Raw genomic sequence first — 19575 nt, 5'->3', positions numbered from 1 at the left:
ATGCACATCATCTTCCGCGAAACGCACGGGATGGAGGAAACCTCCATCCCGCAGGATCTGGGGCAGGAGCCTGCGGATCTGGTGGTGCTGTCGTTCTCCGACAGCGACCTTGGCGCGTTCGCGGGCGGCTGGCATCGGGCGCGGTTGGCGGACCCGGCATTCCCGACGCTGCGCCTCGCCAACCTGGGCGCGCTGACGCACCCCTTGTCGGTCGACACGTATGTCGAGCGCACGCTGAGCGGCACCAAGGGCATCCTGATCAGGCTGATCGGCGGCACCCCTTACTGGAGCTACGGCCTGCAGCAGGTCGAAGCGCTGGCGCGCTCGCGCGGGATCGCGCTGGCGGTGCTGCCGGGCGACGGACGACCCGATCGACGGCTGGATGCGGCATCGACGGTTCCCGTCGCAACCCTGCGCGAACTGGACCGGTTGTGTGAAATGGGCGGCGCAGAGGCCGCACAGGCCACGCTGTCCTTGCTGGCCGATGCTGCGGGGCTCGCCGTGTCGACGATGGACAGCTGCGCCGCCTTTCCCGTGGCGGGTGGCTGGCATCCCGATCGGGGCCTGTGCGACCCGCTGGCGACGACGCTTGATGCCGCGCGCCCGCTGGTGCTGATCGTGTTCTACCGGTCGTATCTCGCCGCACACGATCTCGATCCGTTCGTGGCGCTGCACAGGGGCTTCGAAAAGGCCGGCCTTTCCACGCTGTCGCTGTTCGTGCCTTCGCTCAAGGAGCCGCAGGCGCGCGCGCAGGTCGATGGCTGGGTACGCGCGCTGGCCCCTGCCGCGATCGTCAACGCCACCGCCTTTTCGGCGCGCGATGAACAGGGCCACAGCCCACTCGACGCTGCGGGCGCCCCGGTTTTCCAGGTGGCGCTTGCGACCGGATCACGCGCGGGGTGGACCGCCGCTTCTCGCGGGCTTTCACCTGCGGACCTTGCGATGCACGTGGTGTTGCCGGAAATAGACGGGCGCGTGTTTGCTGGCGTCGCCAGCTTCAAGGAAGCGACCCTGCACGATCCGGCACTGGGCTTTGCCCAGAACCGCCACAGCGCCGATGGCGAGCGGATCGCGGGGATCGTGGGGCGCGTGGCGGGATGGATCGCCCTGGCAGGCAAGCCTGCGGCAGAACGGCGCGCGGCGCTTGTGCTATCGACCTACCCGGGCAAGCCCCATCAGATGGCGCACGCCGTGGGGCTGGATGCGCTCGCCTCTGCCGAAGCGATCCTGAGCGACATGGCGGAAGCAGGCTTCATCACCGGTGCCGTGCCCGATCTCGTCGCCGCGCTGGCGAACGAAAGCCTGCACTGGCCGCTCGCCGCCTACCGCGATGCGCTGGCCATGCTGCCCGAAGCCTTGCGCACCGCACTGCGGGAAAGCTGGGGCGAACCGGAAGACGATCCCGTGGTCGTCGAAGGCGCGTTCCTCTTTTCGGCCGTGACTGTCGGCAACGCGCTGGTGGCGCTGCAACCCGAACGCGGGGCCGTGGCCGACCGCGACGGCACCTATCACGACGTCGGCCTCTGCCCGCGTCACGGCTATGTCGCGTTCTACCTGTGGCTGCGGGCGCAAGGCATCGACGCGATGGTTCACGTCGGCGCGCATGGCACGCTGGAATGGCTGCCGGGCAAGGCCGTGGCGCTGTCGGACGGCTGCTGGCCCGAAGCGCTGACGGCAGGACTGCCGGTGATCTACCCCTTCATCGTCAACGATCCGGGCGAAGCCGCGCAAGCCAAGCGACGCATCGGCGCTGTCACGCTGGGCCACGCTCCACCACCGCTGACCCCCACCGCGCACGGCGCGGGGCTGGCGCGGATCGAGACGCTGCTCGACGAGTTCTCCAATGCCGGCGGCCTGGACCCTGCCCGGCGCGACCGGCTGCAAGGCACGATCCGCGACGAGGCACGGGCGCTGGGGCTGGAGGCGGAACTCGGCCTCGACACGGCCACCTCGCTGGTGGAAGCGATTACCCGCATCGACCGGTTCGTGTGCGACGTGAAGGAAAGCCAGTTCGGCGATGGCCTCCACGTGTTCGGACGGGGCGAACAGGGCGCGGCGGAGCGGGCGGGCCTTCTGGCCGCGCTGGCGGGGCGCCGCGTTCCCGCCGGGCCTGCCGGCTCGCCTCATCGCGGGCGGACCGACGTGCTGCCGACGGGTCGCAACCTCTACGCCATCGATCCGCGCGCGGTGCCGTCGCGCTCTGCCCATGCGCAGGGCGTGGTACTGGCCGAGGAACTGGTGCGCCGGCACTTGCAGGACCACGGCGACTATCCTCGCGGCCTAGTGGTGGACCTGTGGGGTTCGGCCACGATGCGGACCGCCGGCGAGGAATTCGCCATGGCGCTGCACCTGCTGGGCGCGAAACCGATGTGGGATCCCGCATCGGAGCGCGTGACCGGGATCGAGATACTCCCCCTCGCCATGCTCGACCGGCCGCGCATCGACGTGACATTGCGGGTGTCCGGCCTGTTTCGTGACGCCTTCCCCACATTGCCGGTGCTGTTCGGGCAGGCCGTACGCGCGCTGTGCGAACGCGACGAGGATCCTGAATGGAACCCGCTCGCCAACACGCAGGCGATGCCCCGCGTCTATGGCCCGCAGCCGGGTCGCTATGGGCTGGGCATGGGCGCGGCGGCGGAAGTCTATACCGAAGCAGCGCGCCAGGCGGCGGGCGAGGCATGGCTGGCCGCCTCGGACCATGCGCTCGACGCTCCGGACCCACGCCGCGACGGCGAAGGCCTGCGCCAGCGCGTGGCGCGGGCCGACGCGTTCGTCCATGTCCAGGATCTGGCGGAAACGGACCTGCTTCTGGCAGCGGACTACGCCGCGCACGAAGCGGGGTTTGCCGCCGCGCAGGCCGTGACCGGCGGCGGCGCGGCACTCTATCACCTGGACACCCGCGATCCCGCGCGACCCGTCGCCCGCGCCCTGACCGAGGAAATCGCCCGCGTGATGCGCGCGCGCGCCGCCCATCCCGGCTGGATCGCGGGGATGATGCGCCACGGCTTTCGGGGGGGCGCCGAACTGGCGGCCACGCTCGATCACCTGGCCGCCTTCGCCCATCTTTCGGGCAGCGTGCCCCCGCACCTGTTCGACCTCTACCACGACGCCACGCTGGGGCAGGACGACGTGTGCGCCTTCCTCAAGCGCGAGAACCCCGCGGCGCTGGCGGCGATGGAAGCGCGCTTCGCCGCGCTTCACGCCGCCGGGCTGTGGTCCACGCGGCGCAATTCCATTCTGGCCAGCCTGCCGTTGTCCGCCGGAGCGGAGGACGGCGCATGAGCGGCTTCGTGGTCAAGGGCTGGTGCCCCGATGCCTGGCGCCCGATGGCAACGGGTGACGGCCTGCTGGTGCGCATCAAGCCCCGACTGGCGCGACTGGCGCGCGATCAGGCGTTGGCGCTGTGCGCGCTGGCAGACAGGTTCGGCAACGGCATCATCGACGTGTCGCGCCGGGCCAATCTCCAGATTCGCGGAGTCGACCAAGCCGGCTGGCGCGCGCTGGTGGCCGAGCTGATGGCGTTGGAACTGGTCGATGCCGATGCGCAGATGGAACGGCGGCGCAACGTCCTGATGGCGCCCGACTGGACCGACGGCGACGACAGCCACCGCATCGCCTGCGATCTTGCCGCGAAACTCGACCGATTGCCCGAATTGCCCGGAAAGGTCGGCTTCGTGATCGACGCCGGGACCGCCCCTGCGATGCTGGACGAGGCAGGCGACTTCCGCATCGAGCGGGGCGCGGGCGGCGGGCTGATCCTGCGCGCGGCAGGGCACGAGACCGGCGTGGCCGTTTCCGCTGGCGACGAGGCCGCGATGCTTGTCGCGCTGGCGCACTGGTTCGACACGAGCGGCGGAGCACGGTCCGGGCGCATGGAAAGACACGCCGCCCCCTTGCCCGATTGGGCCACGGGCGCGATCCCGCCGGCGCCTCCCCAGGCTCCGATCACGCCCGGCCCGGTCCGACTGGGCATGGCGCTGGGCGCACCGTTCGGTCAGGTGGAAGCGGCGGTGCTGGCGCAAGCGCTGGCCGATCCGGCCGCCACCGGCCTGCGCGTGACGCCCTGGCGCATGCTGGTGATCGAAGGTGCGCGACAAGGCGGCATCCCCGGCCTGATCGACGATCCGGCCGATCCGGTGCTGCGCGCGCATGCCTGCCCCGGCGCGCCGTTCTGCGCGCAGGCCAGCGTTGCCACGCGCGATCTCGCGCGGCGGCTGGCGCCTGCCGTCGCCGGTTCGCTGCACGTTTCGGGCTGCGCCAAGGGCTGTGCCTGCACGCACGCGACCGCCTTCATGCTCACCGGCCGCGATGGCCGGTTCGATCTGGCGCGCGAAGCCCGCGCCGGTTCCGCCGCCGAACGAACCGATCTCGAACCCTGCACGGTTCTTGCGCATTTTGGAGTCGCCTGATGCCCCATGCCTATGAAACCTGTGGCGCGGCGATCTATCGCCAATCGTTCGCCACCATCCGCGCAGAAGCAGACCTGACCCGCTTTTCCGCTTCGGAGGAGCCGGTCGCGGTGCGGATGATCCACGCCGCAGGCATGGTGGATCTGGCGCGGGACATCCGCTTTTCGCCCGGCTTTGCCGACGCGGCGCGCGCCGCGCTGGCCGCAGGCGCGCCGATCCTGTGCGATGCGCGCATGGTGTCCGAAGGGATCACCCGGCCGCGCCTGCCGGCCGACAACGCGGTGCTGTGCACGCTGCATGATCCGCAGGTGCCCCCGCTGGCACAAGCCATGGCCAACACCCGGTCCGCCGCCGCGCTGGAACTGTGGCGTCCGCATCTGGCCGGGGCCGTGGTCGCCATCGGCAATGCGCCAACGGCGCTGTTCCACCTGCTGAACATGATGGAAGACCCCGATTGCCCGCGCCCCGCCGCGATCATCGGCTGTCCGGTCGGCTTTGTCGGCGCGGTGGAATCCAAGGCCGCATTGTGGGAAGCGCAGCCCGTTCCGTGCTGCATCGTGGAGGGCCGTCTCGGCGGAAGCGCGATCACCGTGGCCGCCATCAACGCGCTGGCGAGCCACGCGGAATGAGCGCCTCCATGCAGATGGGAACCATCCACGGCGTCGGCCTCGGCCCCGGTGCGCCCGACCTGTTGAGTGTGCGCGCCGACCGACTGGTGCGGGGAACCCGCCATATCGCCTATTTCCGCAAGGCCGGACGCCCCGGCCAGGCGCGCCGCATCGCCGAAGGGCTGTTGCGCGACGACGCCGTCGAGATCGCGATGGAATACCCGGTAACGACCGAAATTCCCGTGTCCGATCCGCGCTACAACGAATGCCTTTCGGCGTTCTATGCCGAATGCACCGAGCGGCTGGCGCAGCTGGCGAGCGCGGGCGAGGACATCGTGGTGCTGTGTGAGGGCGACCCGTTCTTCTACGGCTCGTTCATGCACCTGCATTCGCGACTGGCAGACATCGCGCCGGTCGAGGTCGTGCCCGGCATCACGGGCATGGCAGGCGCGTGGAACGCCACCGGAATGCCGATCACCTGGGGCGACGACGTGCTGACGGTGGCGATGGCGACCCTGCCCGAAGCGGAACTCGTCCGCCGCATCCGCGATACCGATGCGCTGGTGGTGATGAAGATCGGCCGCAACCTGCCCAAGCTGCGCCGGGCAGTGGCGGCGGCAGGACGCGAACAGGCCGCATGGCTGGTCGAATATGCCGCCATGCCGACCCAGCGCGTCACGCCGCTGGCGCAGGCCACCGACGTCACGCCCTACTTTTCGATCCTGCTGATCCACGGACAGGGGCGTCGTCCATGAGCGACGGCGCAGATACCGGCTGGCTGGCCGTCGCCGGGCTGGGACCGGGTGACGAAGGGCTGATCACGCCCGAAGTCACCGCGGCGCTGGCAGAGGCGACCGACGTGATCGGCTATGTCCCCTACGTGGCACGCGTGGCCGCGCGCGAAGGGCTGGTGCGCCACCCATCGGACAACCGCGTGGAGCTGGACCGCGCGGCTTTGGCCCTGAACCTTGCCGCGCAGGGCCGCAAGGTTGTGGTGGTATCGTCAGGCGATCCCGGCGTCTTCGCCATGGCTGCCGCCGTGTTCGAAGCGCTGGAAGCCGGCGCGCCCGAATGGCTGAACGTGGACATCCGCGTGTTGCCGGGGATCACCGCCATGCTGGCCGCCAGCGCCCGCGCCGGCGCGCCGCTGGGGCACGATTTCTGCGCGATCAACCTGTCGGACAACCTGAAGCCGTGGGCACTGATCGAAAAGCGCCTGCGGCTGGCCGCCGAGGCCGACTTCGCCATGGCGTTCTACAACCCGCGCTCGAAATCGCGGCCCGAAGGCTTCGCACGCGCGCTGGCCGTGTTGCAGGAGGCCTGCGCTGACGATCGCCCGGTGCTGTTCGCGCGCGCGGTGTCCACGCCCGACGAGGAGCTGCGCATCGTGCCGCTCGACAAGGCCGAACCCGCCATGGCCGACATGCGCACGATGGTTATCGTCGGGTCCAGCCGCACACGGACAATCGCGCGCCCCGGTGGGTCGGTGCTCTATACGCCCCGCTCCGTGCCCGAGGCTGCGGCGTGACCCAGCCACGCCAGCACATCTTCCGGGCGATGGACCTCGTGCCGCTGGGGAACGGGGGGGCGGTCGATCATCAGCACCGGCAACCCCAGCTCGCGCGCGGCGACGAGTTTCGCTTCGGCGCCCGCGCCGCCCGCGTTCTTGCTGACGACAAGGTCGATGGCGTGATGCTGCAGCAAGGCACGATCGCCCGCGACGGTGAACGGACCACGATCGACCACCAGCGCATGATGCGGCAGCGGCGGCGTCTGTTCCGGCGCATCCACGAAGCGCAGCAGGTAGTGGTGCTGTGGCTGGGCGGCGAAGGCAGCGACATGCATCCGCCCCAGCGCCAGCAGGACGCGCCTGCCGGGGCCCGAAAGCGCGGCCACGGCGGCGTCGATGTCGGCCACGTTGCGCCAGCAATCCCCCTCCACCGGCTGCCACGCCGGGCGCGTCAGCGCGATGTGCGCCACGTTGGCGCGCCGGGCCGCCGCGAGGGCGTTGACGCTCATCGTCGCGGCGAACGGGTGGGTCGCGTCGACCAGATGGGTCACGCCCGTTTGGCGCAAGTGATCGGCAAGCCCGTCCACGCCGCCGAACCCGCCGACACGCACCGGCACCGGTTGCGCGCGCGGGTTTTCGGTGCGGCCAGCATAGCTGAGCGTAGCGGCGATGCCCTGCGCGGCCAGAATGCGGGCGAGCGCGCTGGCTTCGGTGGTGCCACCCAGAACAAGGACGTTTGGCATGGCTGATCCGGTTCCTGCTGGCTGGTTGACGATCGTTGGCATCGGCGAAGACGGCCTTGATGGCCTGTCCGCCGCCAGCCGCGCGGCGCTGGCCGACGCCGAACTGGTGATGGGGCCTCCGCGCCACCTGTCGCTGCTGCCCGCGCTTACGTGTCCGACCATCGAATGGCCAGCGCCTTTCGCCGATGGAATCGCCCGCCTGCTGGCCCATCGCGGACGTCGCGTGGTCATGCTGGTTTCGGGCGACCCGTTCTGGTTCGGCGGGGGAAGCAGCGTCGTGAAGCATCTCGAGCGCCACGAATGGAAGGCACACGCCGCGCCATCGACCTTTGCGCTGGCCGCCGCCGAGCTGGGCTGGGCCTTGCAGGACAGCATGTGCCTGGGCCTGCACGCCGCGCCGCTGCAGCGGCTGCGCCCACACCTTGCTCCTGGCCGCCAGATCATCGCCCTTCTGCGCGATGGCGCGGCGGTGGCCGATCTGGCCGTCTACCTCGCCGACCTTGGCTTCGGCGCTTCGACGCTGCACGTGATGGAAGCGCTGGGCGGACCGCGCGCGCGGGTGCGCCACGTCCGCGCCGATGCGCCGCCATTGCGTGATGTGGCGCATCCCGTGGCCGTGGGGATCGCGACCGCGGGCGAAGGACAAGTCTTGCCCGTGACTTCGGGCCTGCCCGACGAACTGTTCGCCTCCGATGGCCAGATCACCAAGCGCCCGATCCGCACGCTGACGCTGTCGGCGCTGGCTCCGCGCGCGGGTGAAACGCTGTGGGACATCGGCGCGGGATCCGGCTCGATCGGGATCGAATGGCTGCTGTCGCATCCTGCCAACGCGGCCATCGCGATGGAGGCCGATCCCGAGCGCGCCGCCCGCGCCCGCGCCAATGCGGCAGCGCTGGGCGTGGACCGGCTGCGCGTGATCGAAGCGCGCGCGCCCGAGCGCCTTCCCGATGGTCCCGCGCCCGATGCGGTGTTCATCGGCGGCGGTCTGTCGCCAGCGCTGCTCGACGCGCTATGGGCGCGCCTGCCCGGTGGAACCCGGCTGGTCGCCAATGCCGTGACGCTGGAATCCGAAGCGGTGCTGGCCCACTGGCACGGCGCAAAGGGCGGCAGCCTGCTGCGGGTGGAACTGGCCGACGCCGCGCCGATCGGTCGCCGCCATGGCTGGAAGGCGCGCTATCCGGTGGTGCAGTGGAGCGTCACGCTGTGATCGTGGCCGGCTTTGGCTTCCGTTCGGGCGCGACGATTGAATCGCTGCGCGCGGCGCTGGCGCTCGCCCAGTCCGGCCTGCCCGATGTGACCCACCTCGCCACCGCCGGCGACAAGGCCCCCGCCTTGCGGCCACTGGCCGAAGCCTTGCGCCTGCCGCTGCTGGCGGTGGAGGCGGAACGGCTGTGCGCCATCCCCACGGCTACCCGGTCCTCCGCCAGCCGCAAGGCGCGCAGAACCGGCAGCGTGGCCGAAGCCGCCGCGCTCGCCGCCGCAGGCGCGCGCGCCCGACTGCTGTGCTCCCGCCAGATTTCCCCAGACCGCATGGCCGTATGCGCCATAGCCCAAGGACTTTCCGCATGACCGTCCACTTCATCGGCGCCGGCCCCGGCGCGTCCGACCTTCTCACCCTGCGCGGCCGCGACCTGATCGCGGCAAGCCCGGTGTGTCTCTATGCAGGATCGCTGGTTCCGACCGCAGTGCTGGCGCATTGTCCGCCAGGCGCGCGGATCGTGAACACCGCGCCGATGGCGCTGGACGAGATCATCGCGGAGATCGCCGACGCCCATGCCGCCGGGCACGACGTGGCACGGCTGCATTCGGGTGATCTGTCGGTGTGGTCGGCGATGGGCGAACAGTTGCGCCGCCTGCGGGCTATCGACATTCCTTTCACCGTCACCCCCGGCGTCCCGGCCTTCGCCGCCGCCGCCGCGACGCTGGAAGCGGAACTGACGCTGCCCGAACTGGGCCAGTCGCTGGTGCTGACGCGCACCCCCGGCCGCGCCAGCACGATGCCCGCGCAAGAGAGCCTCGCCAACTTCGCCGTTACCGGCGCGACGCTGGCGATCCACCTCTCGATCCACAACCTCGCCACCGTGGTTGCCGATCTGACCCCTGCCTATGGCGCGGACTGTCCGGTTGCGGTGGTATGGCGCGCAAGCTGGCCCGACGAACGCGTGGTGCGCGCCACGCTTGGCACGGTGGAAAAGGCCGTCGCCGGCAGCATGGAACGCACGGCGCTGATCCTCGTCGGCCGCGTTCTGGCCGCCGAAGGCTTTGGCGAAAGCAGCCTATACGCGCGCGGCTATGACCGGCGGTTCCGCCCGCAGGATGCAGCCTCGCGGTTCATGGGCGTGACCGAATGAACGTTCCCGGCCTGCTGGTTGCGGCGCCCGCTTCGGGCACGGGCAAGACCACGGTCATGCTCGGCCTGTTGCGCGCGCTGGTGGAGGATGGCCTTGCCGTGCAGCCGTTCAAGAGCGGGCCGGACTACATCGATCCCGCGTTCCACCGCGCCGCCTGCGGCCGCGCGTCGTTCAACCTCGATAGCTGGGCGATGGGACCGGCGCTGATCGCCGCCATCGCCACGCAGGCGACGGGCGCGGACATGATCCTGGCTGAAGGGTCGATGGGCCTGTTCGACGGGGTGGCGCTGCCGGGCGCGAGCGGCAATGGCGCCAGCGCCGATCTTGCCCGGCGCATGGGCTGGCCGGTGGTGCTGGTGCTCGATGCGTCGGGGCAGGCGCAGTCGGCCGCTGCCACCGCGCTCGGCTTCCGCGACTTCGATCCGCGCTTGCAGATTGCCGGGGTCATCCTCAACCGCGTGGCCAGCCCGCGCCATGAAAGCCTTGTGCGCAAGGGACTGGAAGCGATCGGCATGCCGGTGCTGGGGGCCCTGCCCCGGCGCGGTGACCTTGCCCTGCCCGAACGCCATCTGGGCCTGGTGCAGGCAATGGAGCATCCCGACCTTGAGCGGGCGGTGGCCGAATATGCCGCGTTCCTGCGCAAACACGCAGATCTGGCCGCCATCCGCGATGCAGCCCGGGCGGCCCCCGCCGCCGCATCGGAGCCGGGTCCGATGCCCGCCCCCCCTGCGCAGCGGATCGCCATCGCCCGGGACGCCGCGTTTTCGTTCCTCTATCCGCACCTTCTGGAAGGCTGGCGGCGTGCCGGAGCGCAGATCCTGCCGTTCTCCCCGCTGGCCGATCAGGCGCCGCCCACCGACGCGGACCTGGTGTGGTTGCCCGGCGGCTATCCCGAGCTGCACGCCGGGGCGATCGCGGCGGCCTCCACGTTCCTCTCGGGCCTGCGCCGCCATGCCGAGACGCGGCCCGTCCATGGCGAATGCGGCGGCTACATGGTGCTGGGCGAGGCGCTGGTCGACAAGGCGGGCACGCGACATCGTATGGCGGGCCTGCTGGGGCTGGAAACCAGCCATGCCCAGCGCCGGATGCACCTCGGCTATCGCCATGCCACGCTGCTGGCCCCCATCGCGGGCATTCCTACAGGCAGTGCCCTGCGCGGGCACGAGTTCCACTATTCCACCATCGTGGCGCAGCGCGACGAACCGCTGGCCCGCGTGACCGATGCCAACGGCGATGCGGTTGCGGAGACCGGATCGCGGCGCGGCCATGTCACGGGAACCTTCTTCCACATGATCGCGCCATGCGGTGCCGGTGGTGCCGCATGATCCGGCTCGACCTGATCGGCATCGGCACCGGTAATCCCGACCACCTGACCGCGCAGGCCAGCCGCGTGCTGAACGAGGCTGACCTGATCCTGCTGCCGCGCAAAGGCAGCGCAAAGTCCGATCTGGCCGACTTGCGCCGCACGATCTGCGCAGCGGTCCTCGCGCGTCCGGTCCAGATCGCCGAGTTCGATATGCCGGTCCGCGATGCGGAAGGGGATTACGCGCAAGCCGTCAACGCATGGCACGACGCCATCGCGTCCGTCTGGCGCGACCAGATCGGGCTGCATCTGCCGCAGGGCGGCCGGGTCGCGCTGTTGGTGTGGGGCGATCCTTCGCTCTACGACAGCACGCTGCGCATTGCCGGGCGGCTGACGCGCGCCGGCATGGACGTGGCCGTCCGGGTCGTGCCCGGCATCACCAGCATCCAGGCCCTGACGGCGGCCCATGCCATCCCGCTGAACCCGCTGGCCGGCCCTGTTACCGTGACGACCGGCCGCGCGCTTCGCGCCCACGGCTGGCCCGCCGATGCGGACACGATCGTGGTCATGCTCGACAGCGGGTGCGCCTTCGAGGTGCTGAACCCCGAAGGTATCTCGATCTGGTGGGGGGCCTACCTCGGCATGGCGCACGAGGCGCTGGAGCACGGATCGCTGGCCGAAGCCGCACCGCGTATCGCCACGCGCCGGGCCGCGCTGCGCGCCCGGCACGGCTGGATCATGGACGTCTATCTGATGCGAAAGGAACAGGCCGATGGAAACCGTTGATGCCGCACCGCAGGCCGCGGCCGGCGACGCCCGCCACGCCGACAAGATGCGCAAGAAGCAGGCCGCGCGCGAAACGATCATGGCCAACAAGACCCGCGAAAAGGGCCTGCTGATCGTCCACACCGGCAAGGGCAAGGGCAAGACCAGCGCCGCGCTGGGCATGGTGGTGCGCGCCATCGGCCACGGCATGAAGGTTGGCGTCGTCCAGTTCGTGAAAGGGGCGATGGTCACCGGCGAAAAGGCGGTGTTCGACGCCTTTCCCGACAACGTGGAGTTCCGGCCGATGGGCGAAGGCTTCACCTGGAACACGCAGGACCGTTCGCGCGACATCGCCTCTGCCCGCGCCGCGTGGGACGAAGTGAAGCGCATGATCGCGGACCCGGCCTACCACATGGTGCTGGCCGACGAGCTGAACATCGTGCTCCGCTACGATTACCTGCCGCTCGACGAAGTGCTGGAGGTGCTGACCGCCAAGGCCGAGATGAAGCACGTGATCGTCACCGGCCGCAATGCGCCCGATGCGCTGATGGAAGCTGCCGACCTCGTCACCGAGATGACGATGGTAAAGCACCCGTTCCGGTCGGGCGTGAAGGCGCAGGCAGGCATCGAGTTTTGATCCTGCCGCCGCCCCTGTTCGATGCCGAGTTCGCGCAGCGCTTCGACGCGCTGTTGCGCTGGCGGCGCGATGTGCGCCACTTCGCGACGCAGCCGGTCGCCGAACAGGACATGGCCGAACTGCTGACGCAGGCGGCGCTGGCCCCCTCGGTCGGCAATGCACAGCCCTGGCGCTTCGTGCGCCTGCGAACCCCTGCCCTGCGCGAGGCGCTGGCCGCCCATGTCGACGAACAGAACGCGCTGGCCGCCCGGACCTATGCCGGACAGCCGCGGTACGACGATTACACCGCACTCAAGCTGCATGGCATCCGCGAAGCGCCCGAGCTGATAGCGGTGTTCTGCGATGAACAGGCGCTGGCGGGTCACCGGCTCGGCATTGCGTCGATGCCGGAAATGCTGCGCTATTCCTGCGTCGCTGCGATCCAGACGCTGTGGCTGGCCGCGCGCCTTCGCGGCATCGGCCTTGGCTGGGTTTCGATTCTCGATCCGCAGACGGTGACGGCCATGCTCGATGTGCCGCCCCAGTGGTCGCTGATCGCGCTGCTGTGCATCGGCTATCCTGCAGAACCTTCCGATATGCCCGAACTCGAACAGCGCGGCTGGCAATCGCGCGAGCCGCTGGCCGACCGCGTGTTCGAACGATGAACTTTCCCCAAAGGAGCGCAATGCGATGCTGATCCCAGCCGAGGATGGCCCGGCCATCGTGGCCTGCAACACCTGCCGCCATTCGAAGGAATCGCAGACCGACGTCGACGGCCAACGCGGCGGCGCGCAGCTGGTCGCCGCCCTGCGCGCGGTGCAACAGGGCGACGCGCGCTATGCCGGGATCGCGGTGCAGGAAATGCCCTGCCTGTTCTCCTGCGCCGAGTTCTGCTCGGTCCACGTGCGTGCGCCGGGCAAGGTCGGCTATGTCCTGGGTCGCTTCACGCCCGATGAGGACGCCGCCACGGCCATCCTCGACTATGCGGTCCACCACGCGGCGAGCGAACATGGTCGCGTGCCGTTCAAGCAGTGGCCGCAGGGCGTGAAGGGGCACTTCATCTGCCGCACGCCCCCACCGGGGTTCGTGGCGGAATGACCGACTTTTCCTCCATCGCGGCGTTCGAGGCGGCGCTTGGCGCGCTGCCTGCCGCCGATACGTCCGCCATCGCCGCCGCGCGCGCACGGCAAGGCGAACTGACCAAGCCGCCCGGCTCGCTGGGGCGGCTGGAGGATATCGCTGTGTTCATGGCCGGCTGGCAGGGCACCGCCTGCCCGACGCTGACACGCGGTCGCGCCGCGATCTTTGCGGGCAACCACGGTTTCACCATCCACGGCGTCAGCGCCTTTCCCGCCAGCGTGACGGCATCGATGGTCGCCAATTTCAGCGCTGGGGGTGCCGCGATCAACGCGCTGGCCCGGGCCGCCGGGCTGGACCTGAAGATCGTTGCGCTGGAGCTTGATCGCCCGACCGCCGATTTCACGATCGCAACCGCCATGGATGCGGACGAATGCCTCGCCGCGCTCTCGTCGGGGGCCGAGGTGGTAACGCCCGATCTCCAGATCCTGATCGTCGGCGAAATGGGCATCGGCAATACCACGGCCGCCGCTGCGCTCTGCGCGCGCAGCCTTGGCGGCAGCGTGGCCGAATGGACTGGCCCCGGCACCGGCGTCGACAGCGCTGGCATCGCGCGCAAGATCGCGGTGATCGAACGCGCGCTTGGCCACCATGCCGACGCACCGCACACGCCGTTCGAAACGCTGCGGCGACTGGGCGGGCGCGAGATCGCGGCAATCGCGGGGGCCGTGGTGAAGGCACGTCAGTTGCGCATTCCGGTGGTGCTCGACGGTTTCATCACCTGCGCCGCCATTGCACCACTCGCCGCGGCGGTCCCGGCCATCGCCGACCACTGCATCGCAGGCCACTGTTCGGCAGAGCCGGGCCATGTGCGCCTGCTCAACCGCCTTGGCCTTGCGCCGCTGCTGAATCTCGGCCTGCGGCTGGGCGAAGGCAGCGGCGCGGCGCTGGCCGTGCCGGTGATCCGCGCCGCGCTGGCCGCCCATGCGCAGATGGCGACCTTTGCCGAAGCTGGGGTGGCAGGCAGCCTGTGAACGCATTCCACGTCCATTTGATGCGCCACGGCGCACCGCACGCGCCGGGACGGCTGCTGGGCCACACCGACGCGCCGACCACACCGGAAGGCCTTGCCGCCTGCGTGCAACAGGTCGCGGACCTGCCCTTTGCCGCCGTGGTCTCCTCCGATCTCGTCCGCTGCGCGCATGCGGCAGAGGCCATCGCGGCCCCGCGCAATCTGGCCGTCACGCCCGACCCACGCTGGCGCGAGCTGGATTTCGGCGCATGGGATGGGCTGGCCAGCGCCGAGGTGGACAGCGCGGCGCTCGCCCAGTTCTGGGCCGATCCCGACGCCAATCCCCCCCCCGGCGGCGAGCGCTGGAGCGCGCTGACGGCGAGGATCGACGCGGCGCTCGGTGGCATCGACCGCGATACGCTGGTCGTTACCCATGGCGGCGCGATCCGCGCTGCGCTGGCCTGCCTGTTCGGCTTTGGCCAGCAGCAGTTGTGGGCCTTCGACCTGCCCTATGCCTGCGTGGTCAGCCTGCGGATCTGGCCCGGCGCGCCGCGCACCGCACAGATCGTGGGGCTTTGGCCATGAAGGGCCTGTGCATCGCGGTGCAGTTTCTGACCCGTCTGCCCGCGCCATCGTTCGCCGCCTCGGACGAAGCCTTTGCCGCGTCGATGCGGTGGTTCCCGGCCGTGGGCCTGATCGTGGGCGCCCTGGTCGCGGGCGCAGGCTGGGTCGGTGCGCACATCGACAGCTGGACCGGCGCGCTGACGGCGCTGGCCGCATGGCTGCTGGTGACGGGCGCGCTTCACCTTGATGGACTGGGCGATATCGCGGACGCCAGCGGCGCGGCGCACAAGGATCGAGCGCGGCTGCTGGCGGTGCTGTCCGATCCCCATGTCGGCAGTTTCGGCGTGACCGCCATCGTCCTGCAGATGCTGGCCAAGCTGGTGCTGCTGCACGCGTTGATCGACCGCCACCAGATCGCCGCGCTGGCGTTGGTGCCCTTCGCCGCACGCATCGCGCCCTTGTTCTGGACGCGCTGGATCGCCCCCCTGCACGATGGGCTCGGCGCCCGCTTTCGCGGTGCCATCCGGCCGATCGACCTCGACCTGTGGGCCTTGGCGCTGCTGGCCACGGCGTGGTTCTTTCCGGTGCTGCTGACAGCGATCCCCGCCACCGCGCTGTGGGGCCGCTGGATCGCACGGCACATCGGCGGGATATCGGGCGATGGCCACGGCGCAGGGATCGAACTGGTGGAAACCGCCCTGCTGCTGGCCCTCTGCCTGGAGGCGTGGTCATGACGCCCACTCGCTGGACCTGGCACGGCGGCGGCCTTTCGGCCGCACGCGCGCACTACGGGCAGGACGACTGGCTGGACCTGTCCACCGGAATAAACCCCCACCCCTGGCCTCAGGCCGACAGCACGCCCGTCGACTGGCGCGGCCTGCCCGACGAGCAGGCCCTGCGGGCGATGGAACAGGCGGCCGCGGCGCACTTCGGTTGCCATGCCGATCATGTCTGCGCGGTCCCCGGCACCGAAGTGGGCCTGCGCCTTGCCGGCGCGCTGCTGAACGGCACCGGGCACCACCTCACCGCCACCTATCGCACCCATACAGAGATGATGGCCGGCAGTTCGCCCATCGGGATGGACGCGCTGGAACAGGCCGATGGATCGACCCTGATCCTCGCCAACCCGAACAACCCCGATGGCCTCCTGCTGAACCGCGCCGCGTTGCTGGATGTCCTTGCTCGACGGGGCGAATCCGGCTGGCTTATGCTCGACGAAGCCTTCGCCGATGGCCACCCCGGACACTCGCTGGCCGACATGGTGGACGACGGCCGCCGCCTCGTCATCTTCCGCTCGTTCGGCAAGTTCTTCGGGCTGGCCGGCCTGCGCCTCGGCTTCGTCCTGGCCCCGCGCGAATTGATTGCCCGGCTGCGTGCCAGACTGGGCGCCTGGCCGGTTTCGGCCGCCGCCATCGCCATCGGCACCGACGCCTATCGCGACCGCACCTGGATCGAGGCGATGCGCGTTCGCCTCGTTGACGAAGCGGCCGAACTTGACGCGGGCCTCGTGGCGCGTGGCTACGCGGTGAAAGGTGCCTGCCCGCTGTTCCGCCTGATCGAATGCGACGATGGTGGCGCGCTGTTCGAGCACCTTGCCCGCCACGCCATCCTGACTCGCCCGTTCGAAGGGCACCCGCGCTGGTTGCGCCTGGGCCTTCCGGGTAGCCGCGATGCCCTTGCCCGCTTCATCGCCGCCCTGCCCGATCATGGCTGAGCCCGTCGCCCTTCTCGCGCTCGCGCTCGATGGCGCGCTGGGCTGGCCCGAAGCGCTCTATCGCAGGCTGGGCCATCCGGTGGGCGCGTTCGCGCGGATCATCGATGGATGCGAACGGCGCTGGAACCGCCCCGCGCTGGGCGAGCCGGTCCGACGCCTGCTGGGCGTGCTGACGGTGCTCGTCCTGATCGCAGTGCCGGGCGGCATCGCGTTGGTGCTGCAAGCGCTCTGCACCGATGCGCTTGGCCCCTGGTCGTGGATCGCGGTGGCCATGCTGGCCTGGCCCGCGCTGGCGCAGCGCAGCCTCTACGACCATGTCCGGCCCGTCGCCGCCGCGCTCGACGTGGGCGACATGGCGGCGGCCCGACATGCGGTCTCGATGATCTGCGGGCGCGACACGCGCGACCTCGATGCCCCTGCGCTCGCCCGTGCCGCGATCGAAAGCCTGGCCGAGAGCTTCTGCGATGGCATTGCCGCACCGCTGTTCTGGCTGATCGTGGGCGGCCTGCCCGGCATCTGGATCTACAAGGCGATCAATACCGCCGACAGCCTGATCGGCCACCGCGAGGAACGCTGGCGCGCCTTCGGCTGGGCCGCGGCGCGGACCGACGATGCGCTGAACCTGTTGCCCGCACGGATCGGCGCGGTGGTGATCTGCCTGGTGGGCCGTGGCGGCTGGGCGACGATGTGGCGCGATCATGCCCGCCATGCCTCTCCCAATGCCGGCTGGACCGAAGCCGCCATGGCCGGGGTGCTGCACCTGCGCCTGGCCGGACCGGTCTCGTACGACGGGCTGATCCATGCCAAGGCGTGGATCGGCGAGGGCCGCGCCGATGCCACGGCCGCCGACGTGCGACGCGCGCTGGCGGTTCATGTCCGGTCGTGCCTGCTACTGAGCGCGATGGCCGCCGCTCTGACCCTGGGAGGATGGTGATGGGTGCGCTGATGCTGCAAGGCACGGGATCGGACGTTGGCAAGTCGGTGCTGGTCGCGGGGCTGTGCCGCGCCTTTGCCAATCGCGGCCTGCGGGTGTGCCCGTTCAAGCCGCAGAACATGTCGAACAATGCCGCCGTCACCGTCGATGGTGGAGAGATCGGCCGGGCGCAGGCCTTGCAGGCCATGGCCTGCCGGGTGGAGCCGCACACCGACATGAACCCGGTCCTGCTCAAGCCGCAGGCCGACCACACCTCGCAACTGGTGGTGCACGGGCGGGTGCGCGGCACGCTGGGCGGGGGCAATTTCCGCGCCGCGCGCGGCACCTTGCTGCCCGATTTGCTGGAAAGCTGGCAGCGGCTGCGCGCGCAATGCGATGTTGTCGTGGTCGAAGGCGCAGGCTCACCCGCAGAGATCAACCTGCGCGCGGGCGATATCGCCAACATGGGCTTCGCCCGCGCCGCCAACGTGCCGGTGGTGCTGGTGGGAGATATCGACCGGGGCGGCGTGATCGCGGCGATCGTCGGCACCCGCGCGGTGATCGACCCGGCCGACGCCGCCATGATCCACGGCTTCATCATCAACAAGTTCCGCGGCGATCCCGCGCTGTTCGAAGACGGCTACCGCCAGATCGAGGCGCTGTCGGGCTGGCGCGGCCATGGCGTGGTCCCCTGGCTGGCCGCCAGCGCGCGCCTGCCGAGCGAAGACGCCGTGCTGCTGGAACGCCATGCCCGCGACGGGGCGGGTACGATCAGGGTCGCCTGTCCGATCCTGCCGCGTATCGCCAACTTCGACGATCTCGATCCGCTCAAGGCCGAAAGCGGCGTCAGTCTGGTCATGGTGCCGCCCGGCCAGCCGATCCCCGCCGATTGCGCGCTGATCGTGCTGCCCGGCTCGAAGGCCACCATCGCCGACATGGCCGCCCTGCGCGAACAGGGCTGGGACATCGACATCCTTGCCCATCACCGCCGCGGCGGGCGCATCTTGGGCATTTGCGGCGGCTTCCAGATGCTGGGCCGCCGCATCCACGACCCGCACGGCATAGAAGGACCGCAGCGCGAGATCGACGGCCTCGGACTGCTCGACGTGGAGACCGTGCTGACACCCGACAAGGCCCTGCGCCGCGTCCACGGCACCGCGCTGGAACAGGCCTTCGACGGCTTCGAGATGCACATGGGCGAGACCAGCGGGCCAGATGGCCAACGCCCCTTCGCGCTGCTCGACGGCGCACGCGCCGACGGCGCGGTCAGCGCGGATGGTCGGGTGATGGGCAGTTATGTCCACGGCGCGCTGGCCAGCACCGGGCTGCGCGCGGCACTGCTTGCCATGCTCGGCGTCCACTCGGACCGCACGGACCATACCGCCAGCGTCGATGCCGCGCTCGATGCCATCGCCAACGATCTCGAAACCCACCTCGACGTCGACACGCTGCTCAAGCTCGCGCAGGAGGCCCCGCTTGCCTAGCCTGTTCGTTCTTGGTGGCGCGCGTTCGGGCAAGAGCCGCTATGCTCAGGCCCGCGCCGAAGCGACCGGGCTTTCGCTCGCCTACATTGCCACGGCAGAAGCCTGGGATGATGAAATGCGCGAGCGCATCCGCCTCCACCAGCACGATCGCGGCGGCGCATGGTCGACAATCGAGAGCCCCATCGCACTGCCCGAAACGATCGAGGCCCACGACGCGCCCGGCACGGCGCTGCTCGTCGATTGCCTCACCCTGTGGGTCTCGAACCTGCTGTTGTCGGATCGCGACATCCCCGCAGCCACCGCCCACCTGACGGCCGCGATCGCCAATGCCCGGGGGCACATCATTCTGGTCAGCAACGAAGTCGGCCTGGGCATCGTACCCGAAAATGCGCTCGCACGCCGGTTTCGTGACGAAGCGGGCCAGGTAAACCAAAGGGTCGCCGCCTGTGCGGACGAGGTGCAGTTCGTCGCAGCGGGCCTGAACCTGAGGTTCAAGTAGAGCAACC

Annotated in this window: 21 protein-coding genes; 20 read left to right on the top strand and 1 reads right to left on the bottom strand. The window is 70.2% G+C overall.

Features of this window, described 5'->3' with window-relative positions:
* Genes cobN through cobJ form a run of 5 tightly spaced genes read left to right on the top strand, consistent with a single transcriptional unit; the run spans nt 1 to nt 6545 of the window.
* Nucleotides 1-3282, top strand: a complete 3282-nt coding sequence (cobN, locus tag K3A84_RS18170; RefSeq protein ID WP_225010903.1) for a cobaltochelatase subunit CobN — start codon at nt 1-3, stop codon at nt 3280-3282.
* Complete coding sequence (locus K3A84_RS18165) at nt 3279-4409, top strand: cobalamin biosynthesis protein CobG (RefSeq protein ID WP_225010902.1); 1131 nt, start codon at nt 3279-3281, stop codon at nt 4407-4409. Before cobN ends, K3A84_RS18165 begins: the two co-directional genes overlap by 4 nt.
* Nucleotides 4409-5038, top strand: coding sequence for a precorrin-8X methylmutase (locus K3A84_RS18160; protein ID WP_225010901.1), 630 nt, complete (start codon nt 4409-4411; stop codon nt 5036-5038). The genes K3A84_RS18165 and K3A84_RS18160 overlap by 1 nt, the downstream gene beginning before the upstream one ends.
* An 8-nt stretch (nt 5039-5046) precedes the next feature.
* Nucleotides 5047-5772 carry a precorrin-2 C(20)-methyltransferase gene (cobI, locus tag K3A84_RS18155; protein WP_206069742.1) on the top strand — a complete coding sequence of 242 codons (726 nt, stop codon included), beginning with the start codon at nt 5047-5049 and terminating at the stop codon, nt 5770-5772.
* Nucleotides 5769-6545 carry a precorrin-3B C(17)-methyltransferase gene (gene cobJ, locus K3A84_RS18150; RefSeq protein WP_225010900.1) on the top strand — a complete coding sequence of 259 codons (777 nt, stop codon included), beginning with the start codon at nt 5769-5771 and terminating at the stop codon, nt 6543-6545. Before cobI ends, cobJ begins: the two co-directional genes overlap by 4 nt.
* Here cobJ and K3A84_RS18145 read toward each other — a convergent pair.
* The gene (locus K3A84_RS18145; RefSeq protein WP_225010899.1) at nt 6509-7270 is read right to left on the bottom strand and encodes a cobalt-precorrin-6A reductase; all 762 of its coding nucleotides are present in this window, start codon (nt 7268-7270) and stop codon (nt 6509-6511) included. The two genes, cobJ and K3A84_RS18145, sit on opposite strands and share 37 nt — an antisense overlap.
* On the opposite strand from K3A84_RS18145, the gene cbiE reads away from it, so the two are divergent.
* From cbiE to cobU, 15 genes are read left to right on the top strand one after another with little or no spacing between them, the layout of a single operon-like run.
* The gene (gene cbiE / locus K3A84_RS18140) at nt 7269-8477 is read left to right on the top strand and encodes a precorrin-6y C5,15-methyltransferase (decarboxylating) subunit CbiE (protein WP_225010898.1); all 1209 of its coding nucleotides are present in this window, start codon (nt 7269-7271) and stop codon (nt 8475-8477) included. The two genes, K3A84_RS18145 and cbiE, sit on opposite strands and share 2 nt — an antisense overlap.
* Nucleotides 8474-8839, top strand: a complete 366-nt coding sequence (locus K3A84_RS18135) for a cobalamin biosynthesis protein (RefSeq protein WP_225010955.1) — start codon at nt 8474-8476, stop codon at nt 8837-8839. The genes cbiE and K3A84_RS18135 overlap by 4 nt, the downstream gene beginning before the upstream one ends.
* Nucleotides 8836-9621 carry a precorrin-4 C(11)-methyltransferase gene (gene cobM / locus K3A84_RS18130; protein WP_225010897.1) on the top strand — a complete coding sequence of 262 codons (786 nt, stop codon included), beginning with the start codon at nt 8836-8838 and terminating at the stop codon, nt 9619-9621. Before K3A84_RS18135 ends, cobM begins: the two co-directional genes overlap by 4 nt.
* Nucleotides 9618-10946 carry a cobyrinate a,c-diamide synthase gene (locus K3A84_RS18125; RefSeq protein WP_225010896.1) on the top strand — a complete coding sequence of 443 codons (1329 nt, stop codon included), beginning with the start codon at nt 9618-9620 and terminating at the stop codon, nt 10944-10946. The genes cobM and K3A84_RS18125 overlap by 4 nt, the downstream gene beginning before the upstream one ends.
* Nucleotides 10943-11710, top strand: a complete 768-nt coding sequence (gene cobF, locus K3A84_RS18120; RefSeq protein ID WP_169495190.1) for a precorrin-6A synthase (deacetylating) — start codon at nt 10943-10945, stop codon at nt 11708-11710. The genes K3A84_RS18125 and cobF overlap by 4 nt, the downstream gene beginning before the upstream one ends.
* Nucleotides 11697-12326 carry a cob(I)yrinic acid a,c-diamide adenosyltransferase gene (gene cobO / locus K3A84_RS18115; RefSeq protein ID WP_225010895.1) on the top strand — a complete coding sequence of 210 codons (630 nt, stop codon included), beginning with the start codon at nt 11697-11699 and terminating at the stop codon, nt 12324-12326. Before cobF ends, cobO begins: the two co-directional genes overlap by 14 nt.
* Nucleotides 12327-12328: 2 nt before the next feature.
* A complete protein-coding gene (gene bluB, locus K3A84_RS18110; protein ID WP_404823183.1) occupies nt 12329-12970 on the top strand; it encodes a 5,6-dimethylbenzimidazole synthase in 642 nt (213 codons plus the stop codon).
* A gap of 25 nt (nt 12971-12995) precedes the next feature.
* Nucleotides 12996-13403 (top strand): DUF1636 domain-containing protein, encoded by a 408-nt coding sequence (locus K3A84_RS18105; protein WP_225010893.1) that lies wholly within the window; start codon nt 12996-12998, stop codon nt 13401-13403.
* Nucleotides 13400-14416, top strand: coding sequence for a nicotinate-nucleotide--dimethylbenzimidazole phosphoribosyltransferase (gene cobT, locus K3A84_RS18100; RefSeq protein ID WP_225010892.1), 1017 nt, complete (start codon nt 13400-13402; stop codon nt 14414-14416). Before K3A84_RS18105 ends, cobT begins: the two co-directional genes overlap by 4 nt.
* Nucleotides 14413-14979 carry a histidine phosphatase family protein gene (locus K3A84_RS18095; protein ID WP_225010891.1) on the top strand — a complete coding sequence of 189 codons (567 nt, stop codon included), beginning with the start codon at nt 14413-14415 and terminating at the stop codon, nt 14977-14979. The genes cobT and K3A84_RS18095 overlap by 4 nt, the downstream gene beginning before the upstream one ends.
* Nucleotides 14976-15692, top strand: a complete 717-nt coding sequence (cobS, locus tag K3A84_RS18090; protein ID WP_225010890.1) for an adenosylcobinamide-GDP ribazoletransferase — start codon at nt 14976-14978, stop codon at nt 15690-15692. Before K3A84_RS18095 ends, cobS begins: the two co-directional genes overlap by 4 nt.
* Nucleotides 15689-16672 (top strand): threonine-phosphate decarboxylase, encoded by a 984-nt coding sequence (locus K3A84_RS18085; RefSeq protein ID WP_225010889.1) that lies wholly within the window; start codon nt 15689-15691, stop codon nt 16670-16672. The genes cobS and K3A84_RS18085 overlap by 4 nt, the downstream gene beginning before the upstream one ends.
* Complete coding sequence (gene cbiB / locus K3A84_RS18080) at nt 16665-17606, top strand: adenosylcobinamide-phosphate synthase CbiB (RefSeq protein ID WP_225010888.1); 942 nt, start codon at nt 16665-16667, stop codon at nt 17604-17606. Before K3A84_RS18085 ends, cbiB begins: the two co-directional genes overlap by 8 nt.
* Nucleotides 17606-19069, top strand: coding sequence for a cobyric acid synthase (locus K3A84_RS18075; protein WP_225010887.1), 1464 nt, complete (start codon nt 17606-17608; stop codon nt 19067-19069). Before cbiB ends, K3A84_RS18075 begins: the two co-directional genes overlap by 1 nt.
* Complete coding sequence (cobU, locus tag K3A84_RS18070; RefSeq protein WP_225010886.1) at nt 19062-19568, top strand: bifunctional adenosylcobinamide kinase/adenosylcobinamide-phosphate guanylyltransferase; 507 nt, start codon at nt 19062-19064, stop codon at nt 19566-19568. Before K3A84_RS18075 ends, cobU begins: the two co-directional genes overlap by 8 nt.
* The last annotated feature ends 7 nt before the right edge of the window (nt 19569-19575 follow it).

The organism is Novosphingobium percolationis (genome assembly GCF_020179425.1).
Taxonomy (GTDB): Bacteria; Pseudomonadota; Alphaproteobacteria; order Sphingomonadales; family Sphingomonadaceae; genus Novosphingobium; species Novosphingobium percolationis.
Note: the sequence above shows the minus strand (reverse complement) of the source record. Positions and strands in the feature narration are given on the sequence as shown.